Here is a 22,808-nt window from a genome sequence, read left to right on the forward strand (position 1 = left end):
CAGATACAATCATACAGGGTACGCTACCGGTATACTGTCTGTGTCAGATAACCCCGGCTTTGTGCGCTTCCTCGTACAGAGGATAATCGGTATAGCCTTTTTCATCACCACCATAAAATGTCGATGGGTCCGGTTCATTCAACGGCAGATCCTCCTTCAGGCGACGCACCAGATCCGGATTGGCCAGAAACGGCACGCCAAAAGCGATCAGATCCGCATCCCCGTTTTCTATTGCCGTCTGCGCCCGTGCCTTGTCGTAACCATTGTTGGCCATGTAAGGGCCGTCAAATTGATCGCGCAACGCGCGATAATCCAGCGTGCGACTCTGGTTTAGCATGTCGCCCTCAAGCAGATGCAGATAGGCCAGACCGCGTACATTCAACTGGCGGATGAAATAGCTGAAATGATTTTGCGGATCCGAGTCGCGCATGTCATTGAAGCTGTTCTCCGGCGTCAGCCGTACCCCGACCCGGTTTGCTGGCCAGACGGTGCACACCGCATCGAGTACTTCATTGAGTAACCGCATGCGGTTCTCGACACTGCCGCCATAGGGATCCTCACGCTGGTTGGTGCCGTCGCGCAGGAACTGATCGATCAGATACCCGTTGGCACCGTGTACCTCGATACCGTCGAAGCCGGCCTGTTTGGCCATCTCTGCGGCATGTTCATACTGGGCGACAATTCCCGGAATCTCATCGGTCTCCAGGGCACGCGGTTCAATAAACGGCTTGGGGCCGTCATAGGTAAACGCCTCCCCCTCGGGGCGAATCGCTGACGGGGCCACCGGCGTGGCATGGTCCGGTAACAGATCCGGATGGGAGATGCGTCCGCAATACCATAACTGGATGAAGATCCGGCTGCCGGCCTCATGTACGGCATTGACGATGCGGCGCCAGCCATCAACCTGCGCCTCGCTGTGAATGCCCGGTGTGGCCGGGTAACCGATCCCTTCGGGGGAGACTTGTGAGGCCTCGGTGATGATCAGCCCCGCCCCGGCGCGTTGCTGATAATAGGTCACCGCCAGCGGATTGGGCACATTGCCCTCAATCGCCCGGTTGCGGGTCATGGGCGCCATGACAACCCGGTTGGCCAGGGTCAGATCCCCGATTTTTGTCGGTTCAAACAGATTGGCAGGCATTGAAGACTCCTTATGCGGTTCGTGTCGGTTCGTTATTCGTTGTGTCACGTTGTTCAGGGGATTATTACCCGGGTTCAGAATGAACCCGATCGACACGGCGTCTACCCCATGGCGTCGATCGGACTCACACTATCCCCATAACTGTACGCCATTTCCAACGTTTATGGGTAGAATGAAGGCCCGTAATACGGTTGCCTGATTCACGTTGCGGGACGTTCCCAGGCGTACTGAGTCATCGCCTCATCGAGCGGAGTCTGCGCGATGTGGTTGAAGTAGTTGCTCAGAGTCTTCATGCCGACAGCCAGGATCACATCGCCCACCTGCTGCATCCCGAAACCGGCATCGAGAAAGTCGCGAATATCCGCTTCACTCAGCCAACCGCGCTTGTCCACCATTTTGGCGGTAAAGGTGCGCAGGGCTTCGAGTTTGGGATCGTCGATGGGGCGATCATCACGCAGTGCCGCGATCGCCTCGGCCGGGACCTGCGCCATGTCGGCGATCATGGAGTGAGCGGCGACACAATAGTCACAACCGTTGTAGCGGCTGACCGCGAGCAGGGCAACCTGCTGCTCCTGCGGGCTCAGGCTGCTGTTGGCGTAGAGCCCGGAAAGGGTCAGATACCCCTCGGCCAGCGCCGGTGAATTGGCCATGCCGCTGATCAGGTTGGGGACAAAGCCGAAGGCCTGTTTGGCCTGGTCCATGGTCGGCAGTGCGGCTTGCGGGGCGGAATTTTCATCGTGAAAGGTAAACTGGGTCATTGGAGCGCCTCCCGGTTGATTTTGAATGAATGTTCAATATCGACCAGTATGGCAATACTTGAACGTTTGTTCAAGTATTGCTATGATACTTTATACACTGACCTGACAAAGTCATGAAGATCTCGGTCGGGTGACTGTATGCCAGGTGCCTGATCGCAGGAAAGGTCATGATTGGCCACGGTCCGGCCTGCATTCATCGGACAAAGAAGGTCCCCGACACAGCAAGCGACACGACATAGAGTGAGACAACACCATGCCACGCCCCATTGAATTTGATCGCGAGGAAGCCCTGCGCCGCGCCATGAGCGTTTTCTGGCGCCAGGGCTACCACGCCACCTCGGTCAAGGACCTGAGCGCCGCGACCCATCTGCAGCCGGGCAGCCTGTACGGCACGTTTCGCAACAAACGCAGTCTGTTCATCGCCGCGCTGGATGCCTACTTCAGCGGTATCCGCGAGCGTATCCAGTCCTGTCTGCATGGCGATGGAGCACCGTTGACGCGGCTACGTACCTTTTTTGACATGTTAATCGAGGAGATGGTGGGCGATTCGGACAACAAGGGGTGTCTGCTGGTCAACACGCTGCTCGAGACGCCGGCGGATGATACGGAAATCAACCGGCGGGTAAGCGACATGTTCGCCGAGGTGGAAGCGGAGTTTGCTCGCGTACTGCGTGAGGCGCAATCCCGCGGCGAACTGGACGCCAGCCGCGATCCGGCCGCCCTGGCGCGTCTGCTGGTGGCCGGTATCTACGGGCTGCGGGTCTATCACAAGACCCGGCCCGACGCCGAAAAAGTCCACGAAATCATCGATAACCTGTTTTATGCTCTGGGCACGCCGGCAAAACATTGAACCGGCGTGGCCGTACTTCAATAGCATAGACGCTCCGACCAGCCGATCACTGCGGGTTCGCGAAATGCCCCTGCGCCTCGCAGTGGGTACCGGTATTCAGCTTCGCATGTTCAAAGCTGTTGCAAGGCCTCGACAATCGCCGCCGGTTCCATCCGTTCCTTGTAGTCCACATCGGCGGCGCCCGCCCGAATGACACCCTCGCGGTCGATAATATAGGTCGCCGGTACCGGCAGCACATAGCGACCGTCACCGTTATAGTCGGCCAGATCGAGGCCGAAATTACGCCGGTAGACATCAACCAGCTCCATCGGCACCTCGAAGTAGAGGTTGTAGGCTTTCATCGCCGAGCTGTCCAGATCGCTCAGAATCTCGAACGGGTAATCGTCTTCCTTCACCTGCTTCAGCGACTTGTCCGGCTTTTGCGGTGTCACTGTGATCAACTGCGCCCCCTCGGCCTTGATCGCCGGCAGGCTTTCGCGCAGGGTATGCAGTTGCAGATTGCAGTAAGGACACCAGGCACCGCGATAGAATACGAGCACGACCGGCCCCTTCTTCAGCTGTTCATACAGACTGACTGAGTCGCCAAATGCATTCGGCAGGGTAAAGTCCGGTGCCTTCTCGCCTATCTTGAGTCCCGGATCCGGCATGTTTTCCGCCAGATCCTCGCCGGCCTGTTGCATGATCCGTTGATCTTCGGGGCTCAGTTTGGACCCTTTCGACTTTTGCTTGCGTTCAGCCTCAAATTGTTCCCGTGCCTGTTCGTAGCTGGGAACGGATTCGGCCGCCGCCGGTGGCAGCGCCAGAGCGGTGAGCAGAAAAACAGGCAGTGCCACTTGGTACAGGGTGCGCATAATTCGTCCTTTTTAATCTCAAAGAGTTAACTGCCCGTCATCAATGGACAGTGCTTGTGCCAGAGCCTTATCAGGTAAACAGGCAGATATCCGAGTCGCCGGCGAATTCAAAGAACATCGCCGCGCCGCCGTATTCAATCCCTTCGATAAAACTTGTCTGTTCCATATCAAACAGATCCACGGTCATCTGACAGGCGATCATTTTCACATCCGCCTCCATGCAGAGACCGCGCAAATCCTCGACACTCGCCACACCCTTGCTTTTAAGTTTGCTTTTCATCATCGAGGTCATGAGCGACTGCATGCCGGGGATGGCTGTCCCGAGTACCGGAAACCATTTATCCATGCCCAGGGGCATCGGCATGCCGGGGTTACCCAGCGGCGAGACCTTCAGATCCAGATCCCGGCGTAGCAGTTGCAATCCATAGAAGGTGAAGAAGATCTGTACCTGGTAGCCCAGTGCCGCGGCAGTGGAGGCCAGGATAAACGGCGGATACGCCCAGTCCAGCGTACCCTTGGTGGCAATAATGGCCAGTTTCTTTTCATCACTCATGGTCTTCTCCCGTCTTCAGGCTTTTTGAATCAAAAAGTGAAACGTCCCGTTTTCCTCGCGAGACTCCTGCAGCTGATGCCCGGTCTGCCTGGCAAAGGCTTCAAAATCCCTGACCGCTCCCGGGTCGGTCGCCTCGATGTGCAGCACCTGGCCGGCGTCCATTTGCGCAATCGATTTTTTGGCACGCAAAATCGGCAACGGACAATTGAGCCCTTTGGCATCCAGTTCCTGATCGGCCATAACGTCCTCCTCGGGTTGAATGGGGTTCAGCGCGCATTATTCATGAACGAGCGCTCAATAATTAACTTCACTGTAGCTGTTATTGAGCGATCATTCAAGTACTCGGCAATCTTTTCCCCGGCAACCGAAAAGACCCACATCAGGTTTGGCTTTTGCAGAATAAAATGAGTTAAAACGAGAGGTTGGCGAGTGCTAGCCCTTCTATACTGTCCCTGTTACGCTGGCCAGCAACGGGTTGATTCAGACCCGACCAACCCGATCGAGGCACCCGCATGTGGATGCGAACAACCTGCAATCTTGAGTTCCAACTGGCCTACCCCACGCCGTTGATTCTCATGCTGCGTGCTCGCAGCGGACCGCGGCAGTGGATTGCGCGGGAGAGCTATACCCTTGCACCCGTTCTGCCCGTGCAGGAGTATACGGACATCTTCGGCAATCTCTGCCAGCGCCTGACCGCACCGGCCGGGGAGTTTTATGTCCGCACCTCCGCGGATGTCATCACCCGCGACAGCCTTGAAGAAGCACCGGGCGGTGGTTTTGTCGACATCCCGGATCTGCCGGACAACGTGCTCATGTACCTGCTGCCCAGCCGCTATTGCGAGTCGGACAGGTTCGGCAACATGGCGCGGGAGATCGTCGACGGGCTGCCACTGGGCTACGACCAGGTGGCGCAAATCACCCACTGGCTGCGCGAGTCAATTCGCTATGCGCCGGGCACCAGCGCCTTTCCCCTTTCGGCGGTCGAGGTCAATCTGCAGGGCGAAGGCGTCTGCCGGGATCTCTCCCATCTGGGCATCAGCCTGTGCCGGGCACTCAGTATTCCGGCACGGCTGGTGGTCGGATATCTGCACGCCCTGGAACCGATGGACATGCACGCCTGGTTCGAGGCCTATGTGGACAACCACTGGTACACCTTCGATCCCACCGAGAGCACCCTGCGCGGCGGACGACTCGCTGTCGCCTACGGACGCGACGCGGCCGATGTGGCAATCTACACCCAGTTCGGCCCGCCGGCCACTTACAGTGATATGCAGGTCGGTGTCGAACTGCTCGAAGTCCCGCCCGGTTGATGCCGGCAACCCCGTATTACACGGTTATCCCACCTGCCCAACAACGGTATCTCTCCGCTCGTCATCACCCTGCCATCCAAAGGACTTCACTCGCGTGTTGCAGTATGGCGTAGCGGACAAAGTCCGTTGTATCGAGAAAGCAAGCACCCGTCTTGCCCGATCAGGGCTCGTCCGGGATATCGCGAAACCCGTATGAAAACCGTCTGTTCTCACGATCTGTATTATTGAGCTCAAAGGTGGCAGCAGACTTGTAACACACGACAAAGCGCCGTCCACGATTGTCCATTTCTACTCATAAAGCATTCCGGGACGATACGCCCCCTCCGGAATCGGGTCGGATAATAAGGCGTTGGTGATAGTTATCAATACACTCATAGCAAATATATGAGCCATCACCGAACACCAGCTGATCTGAACTGGAAAATGTTTTTCTGCAAAAATCGCAACGGGGAACCAACTCATGCTGTTCCCTGCGTTTTGCGGCCTCCTGGGGTTTCAGCCAGCTGATCGACACACCGGCGTACTCGGTTTGTGCGTTACGCCTGGCTTCATCAATACTTTCAAAGTGTCGGGTGTGCAGGGTTTTCCAGTCATCATCACAATAATACAGCGCAAAACCCGTCCCCTCCCTTTTTTGGCATATCGCCAGTTGGGTGACACGACAGGCGTAATGCCTTGGCCGGTTCAAAATCCCGCCTGGCTGCGGCGATTGATCACCTTCCAATACAGCAAATGCCTTGACTGTGGAGCAATTCAAAATTCGCGGTATATTTCTCATCACTACCTCCTTGAGAAGACCCGGTGGAGAGCGAATAAAAAGTATAGACCCGTTCAGGCGAATGCTGAAAAATAAAAACAAACAAAGATAGTGTGATCAATTCTGCTTGCCTGCCGACCCGCGAGACATTGATCTTGTTGATAAAACGGCATTTCAGCAGATAATGGAAAGCAGAAATACTTATATTAGTTATTTTTTATATCGACTACAACCTCATTAAAGACATCGCTATTCCATGGTGAGTCATTCCTGCTCGCCATTACCAAACAGATTGAACAGGTTCAGATCCACCTCGAATGGCACCTCTTTTGCCGCATCAAGCTTTGACTCAAGTCTGCCAAAGTAATAAGCCATTTGGTGGTGTTGCAGATTACTTTCCGAGGGAATCTGTTTGCTGAAGTCGGTAACACGTAGCATGCTGGCAACGCCTTCCAGTATCGCGTAGTGATTATCCGGCAGCAGGATCACTTCCTGGCCGATGTGCCAGTATATATCCAGCTTATAAATGTCCGAATAATCCAGAGGCGGCAAAAGAGGCACCATATCCCTGGGTGTTACCACGCGAAGAATGTTCAGATGAGAAAATTTTTCCGCCCCTGCAATATTGGTAACTTTCGGCTGACCAAAGGTCACAACTCGCGTCACATCAAACTGATCCAGGTCCAGATACATAGCCAGAATCAATGCCACAGCACCACCCAGGCTGTGTCCGGTGGTACTGAGTGCATAATCAGGTTTCAAATTCGGTTTGACTTCCCGGTATATTCTTTCCGCCGCCAGAGAGAATCCCCGATGCAGACGCACTCCTGCATGCGCATCGGTGACGAGTTTAAGGTCCATATCCAGCATGGTGTTTTCAACATTCGATGTGCCTCTTACTGCAATAACCTGGGTTTTGTCCTTATCATTTGTCAGCAGGTAATAGGCAACGGACAGTTTCGGGATATCGCCGTAATGAGTGAGAGAGTAATCACTTGACTGCCCGATCTCGTCAATTCGGGACTTGCCGAGATAGGCGGCATTTGAAAAGCGAGCATAATCCTTTACCAATTCGAAATCGATCGCATCCTGTCCCGCGACCGTTACGCCGGGAACCACGCCAAGGGAACCCAGAATGATCAGAAAAAATAATAATCGGGCCTGATTGAGAAAGCGCAATAGAAACATTCGTTTTGTTTATAAATCCGCATGCATCTTCATTAATCCTTAAACCCCTACTGCAACATATTTTTCAGCTTGTCTTCCGCTTTTTTCTTCTCTTTTTCGATTTCGGAATCCGCCTTGTCCTTCATTTTGGCTTTCTCTTCTTCCACTTTTTCCCTGGCCTCGGTTTCAAGTTTATCCAGTTCCGCATCGATCCCTTTTTTCCTGATTTCCTTGTTTGCTGTATCAATCAGACGTTGCAGAATCTCTCTGGTGAGCTCACTCGCGGTTGCCCCCTGGCTGCCGCCCAGATCGGTCATGTGGATAGCTGGAAGTTCCAGATCGTAGTCCTTGTCAAGTGGTGTCACTTTTGCGGTGATACGACCCTGTTCAAAGATCAGGCGTCGAATAATCAGCCTCGGTCCCTGTGCATCGGCTTTTTCCGAGCCGGATTTATCCTCCCCTGCAGCCCTGCTGGCAACAAGATTTTTCTTCAACTCATACAGATTGGCTTTTTTGTCCGCGTTGATTTCAAAAAATACGCCGGGCTCCCGTACAGTCACATGATTGATAACATAAGGCTCCTCCCTGACCGATTTAAGATCAATCCCCATTCCCGTTTCACCCAGGGTAATGGCATTCGGCAGATCAAAACCTTCGGGGTTGGCGACGCTCAGTTCATAAATCGCACCATCTCCCTCGGTAAGTTTGATTCGGACTCTGTCCACCCGAACGGCAGTCTGCGTCGCCTCGGAACCGTATTTTTCGATGGCGCCTTTGACGATCGCATCAAGATTGGTGAACAAATAAAACAGACCGGCGGTGATCGCTATCACTACCAGTACAACCAGGCTGAGAATAATTTTTTTCATTTCTGATACCGGATGGATACCCTGTTGGCTATATACTTGATTCTACTAACATAGTGGATTGCCCGGGCCTATTCAACGACTTATACTGGCTTCTGGATACCATTATTTATGTTGATTTCTGTTACATTCAGGTACTGGTTAGCATCTGCATGATTATCCGGCAATTTCCTCTGTTGCTGTTTTAGCCGGCAACTATCGATACCAACAGACGGCGGGGAACACTATGTACAATGTCGCCACCCGGGGCCCCTTCAAAGGGTTGAATCCACGCGCGGCCTTTCTCTCCATGCTGGGTGTGCTCATCATCACCTTGCTGGCGATCTACCGCACCGCCGAGGTTGAGCAGGCAGTCGTTGCCAGCCGCGCTTTTCTCACCCCACTGCTGGAGTGGTATTATGTGGTCGTGATGGCATTTTTTCTTGCCATGGTAATCTGGCTGGGAACGGGTCGTTACAAAAACGTGCGCCTCGGTCACGATGAGGAAGTCCCCGAATTCACCACCCTCTCCTGGCTCGCCATGCTGTTTGCCGCCGGCATGGGTGTCGGGTTGCTGTTCTGGGCGGTTGCCGAACCCTTGAGTCACTACGCAGGTAATCCATTTGTGATCGGCGATAACAACCCGATGGCAGCGGATATGTCGATGGTTCTTACCTACTTTCACTGGGGCTTGAATGCCTGGGGTGTCTTTGCCCTGCTGGCGTTAATTCTTGCCTACTTCGGTTTCCGCAAGGGGCAGCCCCTGGCCCTGCGCTCCGCCCTGCATCCCTTGCTCGGCAAGCACACCCACGGGTGGGCCGGGGATATGGTGGATCTGCTCGCGATTCTCGCCACGGTCTTCGGCATCGTCACCACGTTGGGACTGGGCGTACAGCAGTTCGGCGCCGGGCTGGAGCATATTACCGGTCTGGTTAACAGCACGACCAGCCAGCTTTTCATCACCTTCGCCCTGACTCTGATCGCGATTATCTCGGTCGTTACCGGCTTGCATGTCGGCGTCCAGCGGATCAGTCAGGCCAACCTGTGGCTCAGTGTCGCACTGCTGGTCCTGTTGCTGATCTGGGGCCCTACCCAGTATCTGTTGTCACTGGTTGTTCAATCCACCGGCACCTACTTTCAGAACCTCCTGTCTCTCTCCTTTTATACCCATGCCAACCAGCCGGGTGACTGGCATGCCAACTGGACAGTGTTTTACTGGGGCTGGTGGCTTGCCTGGGCGCCTTTTGTGGGGCTGTTCATTGCCCGTATTTCCCGTGGTCGCACCCTGCGGGAGTTCGTCTTCGGCGTATTACTGATACCCACACTGATCACCTTTGTCTGGCTCGGTTTGCTGGGTGGTACCGCGCTCTACGCCGAAACCACCGGCCTGGCCAGCATTGCCGAACAGGTGGCCGAGAATCTGACCCGGGCCACCTTTATCACCATGGCAACCCTGCAACCGGCGGCCATCGGCTGGGCCGGTGCGATCCTGATTACCGTACTCATTGCCACCTACCTGCTGACTTCGGCCAACGCCGGCATCATCGTCATCAATACCCTGCTGGCCCACGGCGCCACCGATCATCGTCCGGTTCATCTGATCCTCTGGGGTCTGGCCATCGGCCTGTTGACCGCAGTGTTGTTACTGGGTGGCGGACTGGAAACCCTCCAGGGTGCCGTGATCATGGCCGCCCTGCCGTTTTCCCTGGTAATGCTGGTAATGGCGGTAGGCCTGCTGCGCGGCCTCCAGGATGAACGTTATGCACCACGCCCCGGCGAATACAACATCATCCCCAGCGAGCCATGGCAAATCCCCGATCGTTTACCCGAATCTTATGATGAAGAGGACAGTGCGCCATCGATCGCTGACAGCGAGGGTAGTCCGGAACAGGAGGAACATCGGGTCGGATCGGGAGCCGGGGAACACCCGTCAAACAACTGAATCAGCCTCGCCGCCGCATTAACTCCGCGCCCGGGAACCGGGAAGTGTAATCAGGCAGGTTTGATTCATTGTCTCAAGGTAGTCGGCTCACGCCAGCCCCGATCCATCCACATCCCTGTGAATGTTGCTTTAGCAGGACCGGACAAATTACCTCTCCTCCGGCAGGCAATAATCGGACTTAGAAACGATAACCGATATTGAACCCCATGGACTGCTCCGAGAGGCTTATTTTCGTGTTGTTGGGACCGGTTAACGTCTTCTCCGGAACCAGCATGTAGTGCCAGCCCAGATCCCAATGGTTATTGAGCGCGACGTTCATGCCCACGGTGTAATGGGTCTCGACAATGGCAGGCAAAAGCAAATTGTTACCGACCTCGTCTTCGCCGAAAGGCGATTCAGCATAATTGTAACCGGCGCGCAGCGTCACCCGCTCGCTGGCATCGTAGGCGACACCCAACGCGTAAACGATCTGATCGTCCCAGCCTGGATCCATCGCAAACTCAGCCTCGCCCGGTCCCTTGACCGACAGCTTGTCCATGGTATCGGACCAGTTGAGCCACTTGATGTCGGTGGAGACCGTCAGGCTCCGGGTCGCCCGGTACGCCAAGCCGATTGCGGCCTGCTGGGGATAATCGAGATCCAGCTTGTAGGTACCGGCCGGAAAATCGTCACCCTTCACGCTGATATCGCCTTCCGCCAGCTGGTACTCCATCGGATCGAAGAACTGCTTGGACTTGTAGTTAAAGCCCAGGGTCAGTTGATCGTTCACATCGTACAGGATGCCGATTCCCATCCCGAGACCAAAGCCACTGGCGCCCCGGCCCAGGTCAAAATTTATGTCGCGGTATGAGTCACGCTGCTTGAAAGCCACCGACTGGTAATCGATATTCAGGGTCACGCCCACGCTGTAGCGCTCGTTGACGTTCCAGGCAAACCCGGGCGCCATCTGCCAGAAAGAAATGTTGCTGTAGCCGTCCCAGTCTTGATTTGGCATCGTCGTGGTCGGCGCGTAATCCACGCCCATCCCAGAAGTGCCGTACATGCCGCCGCCGAAATAGACATCGCTGCCCCCGGAGGTGGGCGCGGTCCAGCCGATGGCCGGCACGCCGTATATATCAACCGCACTGTTCGCCACATCGCCGCCGTTGGCAGTGAAATCGACGTCACGATCCGGCATAAAGGCCTCCATGGAAAAGTCAGCCCGGGCCCCGACGCGGGCCATGCCGGCCGGATTGGAGACCGCGGTCATGGCGCTGCCGGGATTGGCGGTCACGGCACCGCCGAGGCTCTTTTGATAGGCGCCGACCCCGATCAGCTGGTAACCGTTGGTGGCATGGGCGGAAAATGAAAAGGTCGCGGTCAACAGTACGACGAGCCGCAGAATGTTCTGGATAGGTTTCATAACAGACTCACTTTTTTCTATTTTTTACAACAAGTTACCTCCCTGATAACTCACCAGCGCCGCTCGGGCAGCGCGCATGGTACCGCACCATAGCAATAAATTGAAAATATTCTAATATATTAACCTTAAGAAACAGGCAGGTATGCCCCAGACCCGGAACCGGGACGCAAGCGGCAGCCGCCAGCCACAAACGGGACCCATCAAGCCGGCCGGGGGTTATGCCGGGGCTCGGGACTCGCGCAGGGCCAGCGGCAAGAACAGCAGGGCGCAAAGCACTTCCAGTCCGCCGATGATCGCAAACGCCATCGGATAGGCCGGCAGACTGCTGTGGCTGAACAGTGCCAGCAGGGCGCCGCCACTGAGCGGCCCCAGCACGAAGCCGAGCGAACCGGCGAAGTTGAACCCGCTCATCGCCAGCGCCTTGTGTTCCGGGCGGGAGAGATCGGCGACCAGCACCAGCGAAGGGGCGTACATCAGGGAGGCGGTCACCCCGCCGGCGAACATCAACCACCCAATCGCGCCGCCGGGGGCAAAACCGATGGCAATGAGCATGATCCCGTAGGCCGCGCTGCCACCCAGCATCATCAGTAACGGATTCCAGCGCTGCGACAACAGCCCGGCCGGATAGGTGAGCAGTGAGAACGGGATCAGAAACAGTGCCATTACCATGCCGATCGCCGCCGCACCCAGACCGATGACATTGCTCAGGTAGAGCGACAAGGTGGAAACGATAAATCCCACTGTGAGCCGATCGACAAAGGCAAAGGTATAGGGCAGCAGCAGGCGGCGATTCTGCGGCAAGGCGCGCAGCAGAGCGCCAATCCGCTGATGGGTGTGTTGCGCGGGCCGGTCACGCAACAGCAGCAGGGCAAACAGTGTCAGTCCACCCAGCAGCCAGAAGCTCATTTGCAACACCTGTTCGGCGCCCTGCTGTTCGCCGATAAACCCGCCCAGTGGCGCGCCGCTGGCGACGCCCAGCCCGACCGCGGCACCGACCAGCCCCATGGCCCCGCCGGTACCGCGCTGGCGTACATGATCCACCGCCAGCGCCATCAACAGGCTCAGACTGGTGATATGGGCGCAGCCTTCGACAAAGCGCCAGAGCAGATAGATCGAATAGTCCCAGTTCAGGGTCAGCATCAACAGGGAAAGTGCATTCACCGCCAGAGCCGCGACAATGATCGCCTTGCGCCGTCGCCACCAGTCGGAAAGCAGCCCGGCGATCGGAACAAACAGCAATGCACCGAACATGTTCGCCGCCATGAACAGGTGCTGTTCAAAATCTCCCAGTTGCGGGTAGCGGCCCAGAGTCAGCTCGCGCAACACAGGCACCATCCCCGTAACCGGCAGCATCAGCAGGTAAATGGTCAGAACGATAGGCGGTAAGGGCATGGAGAGATAATTTACAGATTCAAGCCAGCTTGACTTGCCACTGACAGAGCAGCGAACAGTTGATACTCAAGTGACCCACACAGAATAAGGGGCGATGATAAGTCGAAGAACTCATATTAATCACCGCCCCTTCCGGTTTTATTCAAGGCCGCAGTCAGGCGACAAGATTATTTTATACCGAATTCTCGCATCATCTCGGCATAATAGGCCTCGGCGCCTTCATGCATGAAATAATAATCCTTGAGATTGACCCGCTCCAGCATATATTGTAACCAGCGAACCTGCTTGCCCACTTCATCGTATACGAGCAGTGTCTTGCTCTCCTTTTTCGCCTTCTCGATATACTGCTCAAGTTTCTGCCGGTCGTCCAGGCTCGCCCAGCGCTCCACGCCCGGAAACAGTCCCGTTGCACCACGCTGGTATTTATCACGTACATCAATAATCAGGCTTTGTGAATCCTGGCTGTTGGCTTCATGACTGAATTTGTCGGGATCCAGCAGATGCTGCTGAAATTTGTTACGGGAAATAATGTCTTCCGGCTTGACCGGACTTTTACCCAGCAACTCGGCATGCTCGGGGTACGCCTGGGCCCATTCGAACACCCCGGCATCATAGGCGTAGGTATCGGTGATCCCCTCGCTGGCCGCCTTCTTTGCAGCAAGATAGGACTTCATACAAGTCCGCCCGTTACAATAGAAGACAATGGGCTTGTCGGTACGATCCCGCAGCGCCTTGATCTCCGCCTCGAAGGCATTGCCGGCAACCGGAATATTCACCGCGCCGCTAATCCGCAAGGTATCGAACTCCAGGCTGGACCGGGCGTCCACCACCGTGACCTCATCCAACCTCTCCAGCAGCTCGCTCTGCTCAATAACACTAATAGCGGGAAATTCGGCCCGGCCGGGAAACCCCTCGTCATCGGCATACACGGCTGAGATCCAGAGCAGCCCGCTCAGGGCGAAGATAAAGACACGTCGAAACATCAAAACATCCTCTATTAGTATATGGTCATATTATAATTGACTCTTTTCGAAAAGTCTTCACTCCACTTCCTCAAGGCGATTCATCCAAGGTCCTGATGCATTAACTGTCGGGGTGGTCGGGTAGAGCCGTCTGCTGTACGCCGTTAATACCGGATAACTTGTGCGGTTACAGAGTTGATGTGTACAGAGCTTTACCGCCACCCTCGCCTCCAGCACTTCGGACCGAGGGATTCGACACAGCCGGTATAGGATCAATGATCCGGGCCCTGGCCATAGACGGGGTCGATCCAACTGTGTGCAGAAATCCTGCTCCGCGGCTTTCGCAGCAAACTGATACAGGCCAATCTGCAAAGTCAGCCACGCGATAAAACAGCCCCGATGACTCGGGCGCATCGCCATGCGCCGGTGTTTGTCGCATCTCCGATGAGTGGCATATTGAGGTCTGCCCTTTGCTTTCAGCCAATCGTCCACCGAGGGATGTCCCCGAGCCGGGCCGGGTCACCTTGCGCGGCTAAAGCGACACATTGCGAATTGTGTCTGATTTCAGGTTCACAATGGCTTGTATAGTAACCATTAGCCGCGCTCGAAGACCCTGCAACTGAAAACGGGAATATCAGTTCATATGCCATGGAAACACAGTATTCGCCGCCAGCGTGCAGAGCTTGCGCGCGCATTGCGCCAACCCATGGCACAACTGGCACCACAACTGGTTCCCATCTGGGGCAACCGCCGCCGGATGGAGACCCTGCTGGCGCGGAACATTTTCAAAATTCCCTATTGCTTGCAAGTGTACGTCCTGAAAACCGATGGCATACAGATAACCGATAACATCGGGCACGGAGGAAGTATGCCCGGCCATTACCATCGGGATCGTTCCCGACGCCCGTACATGAAAGAGCTCGTACCGACACAGGATTTCCTGATTTCCGACGCCTACATGAGCCTCTCGGAGCAACGTCCCTCATTAACCGCCCTGCAGATCATTCGCAACGAACACGCAGTGCTCGGTTTCCTGGGTATCGACTTTGATTTGCGCGACTTGCCCGTCACCGCCGGGCTTTTCCGGCAATCCGCTGAATGGCGTCAGTTCAAGGGGGATCCGGCTATCAGGAACCTGGTATTTCAGCAATCCCGTGTAGAGAGTCCGCTGGACAGCAATATAGATCAGGTGATGAGCATCCTTGAGGAACTGCTGACCCAGAACGGAATATTCCAGGTGCAAATTCATTTCTCCAGTAGCCAGGCGATTATCTGGCTGACACTCGATCCCTATCGCTATCGCCTGCTGGATATCGATGCCCTGACTGATCCGGATATCTGCCTCGCCTATCCTCACGAGCCCTATCCGTCGCTTGTCCTGATGGAACCGGAAAAAATCGCCGGGATTCTCAATACCTTCAAGGCTCTGCGCACCACTGATGAAACCTTTTATCTGCGCCAGGCGTCGATCAATATTTTCAGCGGCATGGTCAGCGTTACTTTCTCATGCGATGGAACACACTATATGCGTTATGATGAATTCCTCGAAAAAAATACCGCATTCTGGTTTGGGAACTCTGCTGCCTGAGCCTCCAGGGAGAGGAGAGGCTTGAGAGAGGGGGAGCGCTTCAGACTGCTTCCAGCGTAAACCGGGTTACCTGATTCCGGCCGTTCGCCTTACTGGTGTACAACGCGTTGTCAGCGACTTCAATCACATCATGTTTTTCATAGCAGGAATTGCAGGTCGCCACCCCTACGCTGATAGTTACGTGAACTTCTCCGGCGGAGGTTGATACCGTTTTCTGTGAAATGGCGCAGCGCAGCCGCTCAGCCAGCACCTGGGCTCCCTCAGCGTCGGTTTCGGGCAATATCACCATAAACTCTTCACCTCCATAGCGCGCGGCAAGATCAATTTGGCGAATTTCACTCAATATGACTTCCCCGACATGTCGTAACACCTTATCGCCGGCCTGATGACCGTAGTTGTCGTTGACTTGCTTGAAATGGTCAAGATCAAATAATAGCACTGACAGAGGGCGTTCGAAACGCCGCGCACGCTCAAGTTCGTTATCAAGCAGTGTTTGCATATACGCGTGATTAAACAAACCTGTCAGTCCATCCTGGTGCGACAGCTCAAAGAGTTCTTTCTCACGCAACAATGTTCGGATAATGGGACGTAGCGCGATTACCGATAGAAGAATAACAACCAGCAGCACTACTAACAGTATACCGATGAGAATTAGCAGCTGACGATCGATGTCGGCAAAAAAACGATCCCTGTTTACAACAGCATACAATTGCCAGTTGTGTCCTTCCACGTATCGGGATTTGACAATATGAGCCTCATCGACCTCTCCACTGTCAAGGTATGTTTCAAGAACATCGACTGTGATTACATTGTGGCCTCCGTGCGGCCAGTAGATGATCTCCCCATCTTTGACAATGGCATAACAGCCCTGTTCATCCAGGGTCGATTCGACAATCTTTTCGATGCCGACATCATCCATCACCAGTATGTCTGCCCCGACCTTCCTTTCCCCTTTGTCGGCAATATTTGAGCAATACACTAAATATTCTTCATTCCCGACTTGCCTGCGCCCAAGCATACGGATTTCATCCAGTTCCCGGAGATTGCATTCGTTCACAATATGTTCGGGCAACGCCACCCCTACGGAAAACAGTAAATTACCGCCCGGGTCGAAGCGACTGATACCGACCGCCTCTCGATTTGCACCGAGGGCATCGGAAAGTTTGGGGGCGCTGAATGCAACAAGCTCTTCCTTGCTGACTTTCCCATCCAGATAGGCGATTTGCCTGTTGCGGATAGCCGTCCGGCTGGCACTCTGTCTTGCTAAATCGTAATGCTTGTCGAGCATACCCTGCAGCAACCAGAGCCCACCGTCGAGGTAATGGACGATTTCTTCCTCATGCTCCTCATGCAGGCGATCCACCAGCGGGCGGAAACCGAATAGATAGAAGGTGAGAATCAGTGTCAGGCCACTGACTACCATCACAAGGTATAATTTGGCGATATCCCGACGAAAATTTTCCATTACTTTACACAGGAACTGGGTTAAGGTGGGCTGCTAACCATCGGATAGATAATTGGGCCATACCTGTCCGTCGGCAGAAGTGTGACGACCTTTAACTAGTTTGTGACTCACCGGTTTACTGGGCACATAATGGCACGCTCTTGTTATCAATCGACACAAGCGAGATTGCATCCTGCAATAATAATTCAGGATTCCCCGGCCTCTGCTTATGACCTACCCACGTTACATATCATTGAGATAGGACTTGGCTTCTTCACCGGGATTGGGTAAACCCGCGATACGCCAGGCGTTGAGACAGCTCTGAAACAGATCGTGAACCCAGAATTTGTCTTTCCCCAGCCGATGGCAGACGCTGTTCATGGCCGGCGCCACGCCAAACTTCTTGTAGTAATCCCGCAGACTGTAGATCACCAGCCAGTGGTCGTCTGTCAGCGGCGCCACTTTCAGTTGCTCCGCAATCGTGCTGGCCGTCTCTTCCGTCCACTGCGTCGGATCGACGATGAGGCCGGCTTCATCCATCTCCGGCAAATCTGTATTTTGTCTCACGGCGGTCATACGTTCCTCCTTGCGGTATTTACCGGGGAACTGTGTGGGCTTCATGATTCCGCTCTTGCTTCAAGTATAGACGACCACAACGTGAGTAAACGCGCAGACAAAAACATTTCCTGTGCAGGGATAACAACAACGGGACTGACCGGTTTCAGCCCGTCAGTCGGGAATGGGCCGCACTGTTCACTTCCCGGGAAGGTCCCTTTCAGGCTGCAGCCATCGACAGCACAGCCGATCAGATGAATAGCGGGGCATACACGACTCCCGGCCGGATCCCGCCCCAGCAGCACAGCTAATCCGGCAACATTATTAAACATAGAGGGAGATAGACCATGGTACAGCCCATCATCCTGTACAGCCGGTTACTGCTCGCACACGGCATGGCGTGGTGCTGTTGCCGGGTAAACCCTGATTCGCAAAAGCAGCGTAATCGACAGCAAAGCGGACGATCGGGTTTATTTATCCCGGGTGGAGTCCCGGGTCCGCTGCAACCGGGTCCGCTCCAGCGGGATAATCCGGCTATAACCGTGAGCAACATTGCTCAACACACATTTTTGTTTATCACGGTAACAGCAGATATAGATCGCCGATTTGCCGGTTTCACTGACTGTGCCATTCGTCGCCTGGCAATAGGCGCGCGGGCTGAATTCGGCAGCCTGCTGTGCCGTAACAGATGATTGACCGAACAACAGCAGTGCGCCTGTCACGACGAGGGATAACCATGCCTTGTTCATAACCATTCTCCTCTGTTCGGTCGCCGCCTCTTATTGCGGGACGGCAACGATTTCCAGAACTTCTCCCTGGGTATGGGTCGTGCCGTCGTCGGCCAGATTGTAATCCCGCCACAGCTGTACAAGATCCGCGTGCAACGCTGCCTGCCCCGCCGCATCCAGGGCGGCAAAGGCCCGAACCACCGGTCCGAAGTTTTGTCGATAAAACCCCACGACCTCCTCGGGCGTATAGGGATAGCGGAATTCAAACAGCTGTCTGTCGAAATGCAGATCCACCGGCCTCTCGGCAAAGCGTTCCCTGACCCGGGATTCGGTACCCCACATCAGCGGCGATGGCATCGGCGGCGGGGGCACATGCCGGGCCACGGTCTTGAAGAAGTGTCCAACGAAACCTTCCGGTGTCCAGTTGGCCATCACGATCTCGCCACCGGGACGACACACGCGCGTCAACTCGGCAACCACCCGTTCCGGACGCGGCGCAAACATCGCGCCGATCACGCTGTAGATCTGATCGAAGCTGTTGTCCCCATAGGGCAGGGATTCGGCATCGCCGACCTCGAACCGCGCCGCAAGCCCTTCCTGCTCGGCATGCCCCCGGGCCTCCTCGATCAGATTCCCGGCAATATCGATACCCCAGACCTTCGCCCCGGCCCGTGCCGCCGGGAGGGCTACCTGGCCGCTGCCGCAGGCCACGTCCAGCACCATCGCACCGGCGCGAACAGGATGGCGGGCCAGAAACTGCAGCGCGCTGGGTTCCAGTGTCCGGGCCACACTACTGTAGTTGCCGGCACACCAGGTATCGTGAAGTTGTTGCTTTAAGCCCTGTTCCTCAATGGATAACTGTTCAGCGATGTCCATCTCATTTCCCTCCTCTTCGTATCAGAATTAATGGGGCGGTGTTGCACGAAGTATGGAAATCAATCACCACTTTCTCCAGTACTAAATCTGTACTGGCTCTGAGGATGAAATCGACAGTACAGAATTTATACTTGTTATTCATCTTGCTCACAGACAGCAATGACGGCAAATACAACCATAAGGAGCGCGGTTATGAAAGGCTACGGACAATTTTGCCCTATCGCCAAGGCCTCGGAGGTACTGGGCGAACGCTGGACCAACCTCATCATTCGCGAGCTGGGCAGTGGCAGTGAAAGTTTCAATGCGCTGCGCAGAGGCCTGCCGTTGATCTCACCAAGCCTCTTGTCGACCCGGCTGAAATCGCTGGAACGCGCCGGCGTGGTACAGCGGGATGAAACGGATCAGGGCGTCAATTATCGACTCACCCGCTCCGGCAAGGAGTTGTTCCCAATCATTCTGGAGTTGGGCGCCTGGGGACACCGTTGGGTACGCAGCAACATGTCCCAGGAGGATCTCGATCCATCATTATTGATGTGGGACATTCATCGCAACGTCGATGTCGATTATTTCAAGAGAATCAGTAATAAGGATCGCAACGTGTTGTTGTTTGAGTTTACCGATTACCAGACCCGCTACCATCGCTGGTGGCTGGTAATTCAGGACGATGATGTGGATGTCTGTCTCAAGGATCCCGGCTTCGAGGTGGATCTGCACATCATCACCGACACCAGGACCCTCACGCACTACTGGATGGGCGATATCAGCATGGCCAAAGCAAAGCAGGAAAAACATATAACAATCGATGGCGATACTACCCTGAAAAAAGACATTACCACCTGGCTGGGTCGCAATTATTTTGCAACGATCGAATCAGCAAGTTAGAAAGCAACCCGTACCCGATACAACAAGCCACTAATCATGTTTTGATATATTGTGGTATTAACCTGACGCCGCTGCCAGTCGCGCCTTGAGAATATCCAGCAGCAACGGGTGATGACAGATAAGCGGAGTGATCGTGTAGTTGAGCTGCGGATAATCTTTCACCACGGCTTCACAGATTTCCTCCACATCGCCGCGCGGCCCTGCGTGGCGACCGGGCAGGAAGAACTGCATGGCGACGATCACCTCTGTCACCCCCTGCCCGGCCTGTTGCCGCAACCAGGTCGCCAGAAGATCGCCATTGAAGTCGTACTCCTTGCCTTCGCGGCGTTCCATCACCGCCTGATCCACCTCGAGTCCGTACTCTTCCAGCAATCTCCGGGCGATCCCCTTGCGCACGTCTGTGATCTCCGGGCTCGGCGAACCGTGATCGACCAGTACGATCCGGGCATCAGCCCCGTTCTGTTGCCGGGCCTGATGAATATGATCGAACACGATTCGGGCCAGCCGCGGCTCACCTTCAGGCAGAGGCCAGGCGACGGGAGCCACCTTGACCGTCAGCTCGGGATACCCCGCCCGGAGCGTCGCCACCTGGTCGGGAATGAACGAGGTCAGCGCCTTGCTCAATCCGAAAAACAGCGGCACAACAATGAACTCGTTTTCACCCTGGGCCAGCCGGGCTTCGAGAAATGCGGAAAAAACCTGCGCAGGCGTGCCATCGAGCTCGTCGGCAGGAATGGTATCGGCGTGCTGGAGCGAGACCGGATGAATCGTCTTGCCGGTATGACGACTCAGTTCAGTCGCCAGACGGCGCAGATATAACGTGGCGTCAGGTTGCCTGGAGCCGTTATCAATAAGCAGGTAGACCGGCATGGGATTTAACTACAGGTTGTCAGGTGAAATCCCATCTTAGCAGCTTTTACCCGGCAGCCAAGACCGGACGCCGCCCGTTTAAACCTCAAAAAGTGACCAGGAAGTGCAAAAACCGGTATTTATTATCGTTCTTTATTGATTGCTGTCATCATCTTGCTTTGCGACGGCAATACTCTTTGCCAGCCTGGGTCAGATAGTACTTCGTACCGCTGACCCCGGTTACCTCCTCCACCATATTTTTATCCATCAGTTTTTGCATTGCATGTTGCGCATGAATCATACTGATGCCCATCCTGTCGGCAATGGTTTTCATCAAGACCCCCTTCTCACCTTCCTTGATTAATATTTTCAGAATCTGGGCCAGTTCCGCCTTCTTCTCGCGCTCCTTCTCTTTTGCTTGTTCCTGATCAGAAGCGCCCCTGGGCGTTTTGGGTGCACGAACCCGGTTTTGAACTTTCCAGACGACCGTGTCGCCCTCCTCTTCCCTGACGATCTCGCCCTGTTTGAGCCGATAAGCCAGTTTGCCCAGCTTTATCAAGGTCGGAGCCATGACCGCGATCATGAGGATCAGCAGCCACAACGGAATCGGTACGCTGTATAAAAGAAATGACATAGTAAATTGCCCCAGGCGGTAATGCTTTCAATATTCGTCTGACTGAATTATCGAGCCACGCCAGAATACGTCCTGATTACAGGGAAATCTGTGCGCTATCCCCGGTTTTCCTCATCGGTCAAGGCCCGGCATGAATACAATGCCGTGATTGACGGGTAGCAAAACCCTGGCCTCCGGGGAGCGAAAGCCCCGGGCCCTGCCCGGACGGCTCTTGCGGCTATCGGGCATCTTTACAAAGTATAGACACCGCTTGCTGGAAAATACCAGCCGATCCCGCCTCTGGAGCGGTTCGCCGGGCCCCTTGCGCAGGCGCAAGTCGGGGCCGATCCCTGTTATTATTCCCGGACGCAGAGGAGTTCCCTATGACGATCGAATCGGCTATCACCTCCTACGGCTATCTGGCCGTCGCGTTCGGTATTTTTATCGAAGGTGAGGTGATCGTACTGACCGCCGGCTTCCTCGCCCAGCAAGGATTGCTGGAACTGCGCTGGGTGATGGCCGCCTCGGTCATTGGCTCGATCATGACCTATCAGTTTTACTTTCTGCTCGGCCGCCTCAAGGGACGGGCCGTGCTGACAAAACGTCCCGGCTGGCAGTCGCGCGTGGCGCGCATCCGCAGCCTGCTCGAACGTTACGACACATTGATCATTTTCGGTTATCGGGGGCTGTTCGGCCTGCGCGCCATCACCCCTTTTGCCCTGGGCATGACCGACATCAGCCACCTGCGCTTCACCCTGCTGGATCTGATCCCCGCCACAATCTGGGGGCTCGGTGTCTCCTGGGCGGGCTTTGTTCTGGGCAAGGGCGCGGAAACACTGCTCGACAATCTGGGGGACTACCAGCTGTGGCTGGCCGGAGCCGCGCTGCTGATCGGGCTGCTGGTCATCAGCCTGTATGCCCGCCACCGGATGATGAAAAGCGGCGATAACGGGCCGCTGTAACGGCTTTCGTTCTCGCTTCCCTCCCGACTCGCCCGGTTCGTGGAATCACCATTCAGCTTGATACAACTGAAAAACAGCGTCATAACCTGCGGCACAACCGCGTAACATTTCCTGACGAGTTTCTGCACGCTCCGGCTATCCTCCTGCAATCTGAACACGCCGCAAAAGCGACTCACCCATCACTCTGCCGGCCTCTTGCTTGAGCTCCCCTCCGCCCGCGAAGCGGGTTTTGTAGGGCTTGCGTTTTTGGACTATATAGACTCTCCTGTAAAGGCGGTATCGTCTTTTACAGGAAAGTGTCCGTTAAACAGGTAGGGGTTCACAAACCCCGCCCGATAGCGAGGAATCGTCAAGGGGCCTTCAACCGGCCCTGTTATATGGCTC

Annotated in this window: 23 protein-coding genes; 6 read left to right on the top strand and 17 right to left on the bottom strand. The window is 55.2% G+C overall.

The genetic code is table 11. The annotated features are described in order from the left end of the window. Window positions 1-43 precede the first annotated feature (43 nt). Window positions 44-1,138, bottom strand: coding sequence for an alkene reductase (locus EDC23_RS10160; RefSeq protein WP_134084181.1), 1,095 nt, complete (start codon window positions 1,136-1,138; stop codon window positions 44-46). A gap of 200 nt (window positions 1,139-1,338) precedes the next feature. After that, window positions 1,339-1,896, bottom strand: a complete 558-nt coding sequence (locus EDC23_RS10165) for a carboxymuconolactone decarboxylase family protein (RefSeq protein ID WP_134084183.1) — start codon at window positions 1,894-1,896, stop codon at window positions 1,339-1,341. Between the two features lie 253 nt (window positions 1,897-2,149). Between EDC23_RS10165 and EDC23_RS10170 the strand changes: the two genes are divergently transcribed. Beyond that, on the top strand, window positions 2,150-2,746 hold the full coding sequence (locus tag EDC23_RS10170) for a TetR/AcrR family transcriptional regulator (protein ID WP_134084185.1): 597 nt from the start codon (window positions 2,150-2,152) through the stop codon (window positions 2,744-2,746). 110 nt (window positions 2,747-2,856) lie between these two features. Here EDC23_RS10170 and EDC23_RS10175 read toward each other — a convergent pair whose 3' ends face one another. The 3 genes from EDC23_RS10175 to EDC23_RS10185 all read right to left on the bottom strand — a co-directional run bounded on the left by EDC23_RS10175 (window position 2,857) and on the right by EDC23_RS10185 (window position 4,390). Continuing rightward, window positions 2,857-3,597 carry a peroxiredoxin-like family protein gene (locus EDC23_RS10175; RefSeq protein ID WP_134084187.1) on the bottom strand — a complete coding sequence of 247 codons (741 nt, stop codon included), beginning with the start codon at window positions 3,595-3,597 and terminating at the stop codon, window positions 2,857-2,859. Between the two features lie 70 nt (window positions 3,598-3,667). Continuing rightward, the gene (gene dsrE2 / locus EDC23_RS10180; protein ID WP_134084189.1) at window positions 3,668-4,150 is read right to left on the bottom strand and encodes a sulfur carrier protein DsrE2; all 483 of its coding nucleotides are present in this window, start codon (window positions 4,148-4,150) and stop codon (window positions 3,668-3,670) included. A gap of 15 nt (window positions 4,151-4,165) precedes the next feature. Beyond that, entirely contained in the window at window positions 4,166-4,390 is a 225-nt protein-coding gene (locus tag EDC23_RS10185; protein ID WP_134084191.1) for a sulfurtransferase TusA family protein, read from the bottom strand. A gap of 272 nt (window positions 4,391-4,662) precedes the next feature. Here EDC23_RS10185 and EDC23_RS10190 point away from each other — a divergent pair, with 272 nt between their 5' ends. After that, the gene (locus EDC23_RS10190) at window positions 4,663-5,460 is read left to right on the top strand and encodes a transglutaminase domain-containing protein (protein WP_134084193.1); all 798 of its coding nucleotides are present in this window, start codon (window positions 4,663-4,665) and stop codon (window positions 5,458-5,460) included. 292 nt (window positions 5,461-5,752) lie between these two features. Here the strand turns inward: EDC23_RS10190 and EDC23_RS10195 are convergent, their stop codons facing one another. The 3 genes from EDC23_RS10195 to EDC23_RS10205 form a co-directional block, all read right to left on the bottom strand. Continuing rightward, on the bottom strand, window positions 5,753-6,238 hold the full coding sequence (locus tag EDC23_RS10195) for a ClpX C4-type zinc finger protein (protein ID WP_134084195.1): 486 nt from the start codon (window positions 6,236-6,238) through the stop codon (window positions 5,753-5,755). 243 nt (window positions 6,239-6,481) lie between these two features. Continuing rightward, on the bottom strand, window positions 6,482-7,396 hold the full coding sequence (locus EDC23_RS10200; RefSeq protein ID WP_166668831.1) for a lipase family protein: 915 nt from the start codon (window positions 7,394-7,396) through the stop codon (window positions 6,482-6,484). 56 nt (window positions 7,397-7,452) lie between these two features. Next, window positions 7,453-8,253, bottom strand: coding sequence for an AsmA family protein (locus tag EDC23_RS10205; RefSeq protein ID WP_134084199.1), 801 nt, complete (start codon window positions 8,251-8,253; stop codon window positions 7,453-7,455). A 223-nt stretch (window positions 8,254-8,476) separates the two neighbouring features. Between EDC23_RS10205 and EDC23_RS10210 the strand changes: the two genes are divergently transcribed. Next, entirely contained in the window at window positions 8,477-10,171 is a 1,695-nt protein-coding gene (locus EDC23_RS10210; RefSeq protein WP_134084201.1) for a BCCT family transporter, read from the top strand. A gap of 178 nt (window positions 10,172-10,349) precedes the next feature. Here the strand turns inward: EDC23_RS10210 and EDC23_RS10215 are convergent, their stop codons facing one another. From EDC23_RS10215 to EDC23_RS10225, 3 genes are all read right to left on the bottom strand, one after another. Beyond that, a complete protein-coding gene (locus EDC23_RS10215; protein ID WP_134084203.1) occupies window positions 10,350-11,573 on the bottom strand; it encodes an OmpP1/FadL family transporter in 1,224 nt (407 codons plus the stop codon). 216 nt (window positions 11,574-11,789) lie between these two features. Beyond that, complete coding sequence (locus EDC23_RS10220) at window positions 11,790-12,965, bottom strand: MFS transporter (protein ID WP_134084205.1); 1,176 nt, start codon at window positions 12,963-12,965, stop codon at window positions 11,790-11,792. Between the two features lie 167 nt (window positions 12,966-13,132). Next, the gene (locus tag EDC23_RS10225) at window positions 13,133-13,948 is read right to left on the bottom strand and encodes a rhodanese-like domain-containing protein (protein WP_134084207.1); all 816 of its coding nucleotides are present in this window, start codon (window positions 13,946-13,948) and stop codon (window positions 13,133-13,135) included. Between the two features lie 622 nt (window positions 13,949-14,570). Between EDC23_RS10225 and EDC23_RS10230 the strand changes: the two genes are divergently transcribed. Next, complete coding sequence (locus EDC23_RS10230; protein ID WP_134084209.1) at window positions 14,571-15,515, top strand: PDC sensor domain-containing protein; 945 nt, start codon at window positions 14,571-14,573, stop codon at window positions 15,513-15,515. Window positions 15,516-15,555: 40 nt separating this feature from the next. On the opposite strand, the gene EDC23_RS10235 is transcribed toward EDC23_RS10230, so the two are convergent. The 4 genes from EDC23_RS10235 to EDC23_RS10250 form a co-directional block, all read right to left on the bottom strand. Next, window positions 15,556-16,980: a GGDEF domain-containing protein gene (locus EDC23_RS10235; protein WP_134084211.1), complete on the bottom strand. Its 1,425-nt coding sequence runs from the start codon at window positions 16,978-16,980 to the stop codon at window positions 15,556-15,558. Window positions 16,981-17,202: 222 nt separating this feature from the next. Beyond that, entirely contained in the window at window positions 17,203-17,580 is a 378-nt protein-coding gene (locus EDC23_RS10240; protein ID WP_134084213.1) for a TusE/DsrC/DsvC family sulfur relay protein, read from the bottom strand. A gap of 404 nt (window positions 17,581-17,984) precedes the next feature. Further along, window positions 17,985-18,263, bottom strand: a complete 279-nt coding sequence (locus tag EDC23_RS10245) for a hypothetical protein (RefSeq protein WP_134084215.1) — start codon at window positions 18,261-18,263, stop codon at window positions 17,985-17,987. Window positions 18,264-18,293: 30 nt separating this feature from the next. Next, window positions 18,294-19,118 (bottom strand): class I SAM-dependent methyltransferase, encoded by an 825-nt coding sequence (locus EDC23_RS10250; RefSeq protein ID WP_134084217.1) that lies wholly within the window; start codon window positions 19,116-19,118, stop codon window positions 18,294-18,296. A gap of 192 nt (window positions 19,119-19,310) precedes the next feature. Here EDC23_RS10250 and EDC23_RS10255 point away from each other — a divergent pair, with 192 nt between their 5' ends. Then, entirely contained in the window at window positions 19,311-20,000 is a 690-nt protein-coding gene (locus tag EDC23_RS10255) for a winged helix-turn-helix transcriptional regulator (protein ID WP_166668832.1), read from the top strand. Between the two features lie 57 nt (window positions 20,001-20,057). On the opposite strand, the gene EDC23_RS10260 is transcribed toward EDC23_RS10255, so the two are convergent. Both EDC23_RS10260 and EDC23_RS10265 read right to left on the bottom strand, forming a co-directional pair. Then, complete coding sequence (locus tag EDC23_RS10260) at window positions 20,058-20,870, bottom strand: sirohydrochlorin chelatase (protein ID WP_134084221.1); 813 nt, start codon at window positions 20,868-20,870, stop codon at window positions 20,058-20,060. A 148-nt stretch (window positions 20,871-21,018) separates the two neighbouring features. Beyond that, on the bottom strand, window positions 21,019-21,483 hold the full coding sequence (locus EDC23_RS10265) for a hypothetical protein (RefSeq protein WP_134084223.1): 465 nt from the start codon (window positions 21,481-21,483) through the stop codon (window positions 21,019-21,021). Between the two features lie 362 nt (window positions 21,484-21,845). On the opposite strand from EDC23_RS10265, the gene EDC23_RS10270 reads away from it, so the two are divergent. Further along, window positions 21,846-22,424 carry a DedA family protein gene (locus tag EDC23_RS10270; protein ID WP_134084225.1) on the top strand — a complete coding sequence of 193 codons (579 nt, stop codon included), beginning with the start codon at window positions 21,846-21,848 and terminating at the stop codon, window positions 22,422-22,424. Window positions 22,425-22,808 lie beyond the last annotated feature (384 nt).

It is taken from the genome of Thiohalophilus thiocyanatoxydans (assembly GCF_004366735.1).
Lineage (GTDB): Bacteria > Pseudomonadota > Gammaproteobacteria > UBA6429 > Thiohalophilaceae > Thiohalophilus > Thiohalophilus thiocyanatoxydans.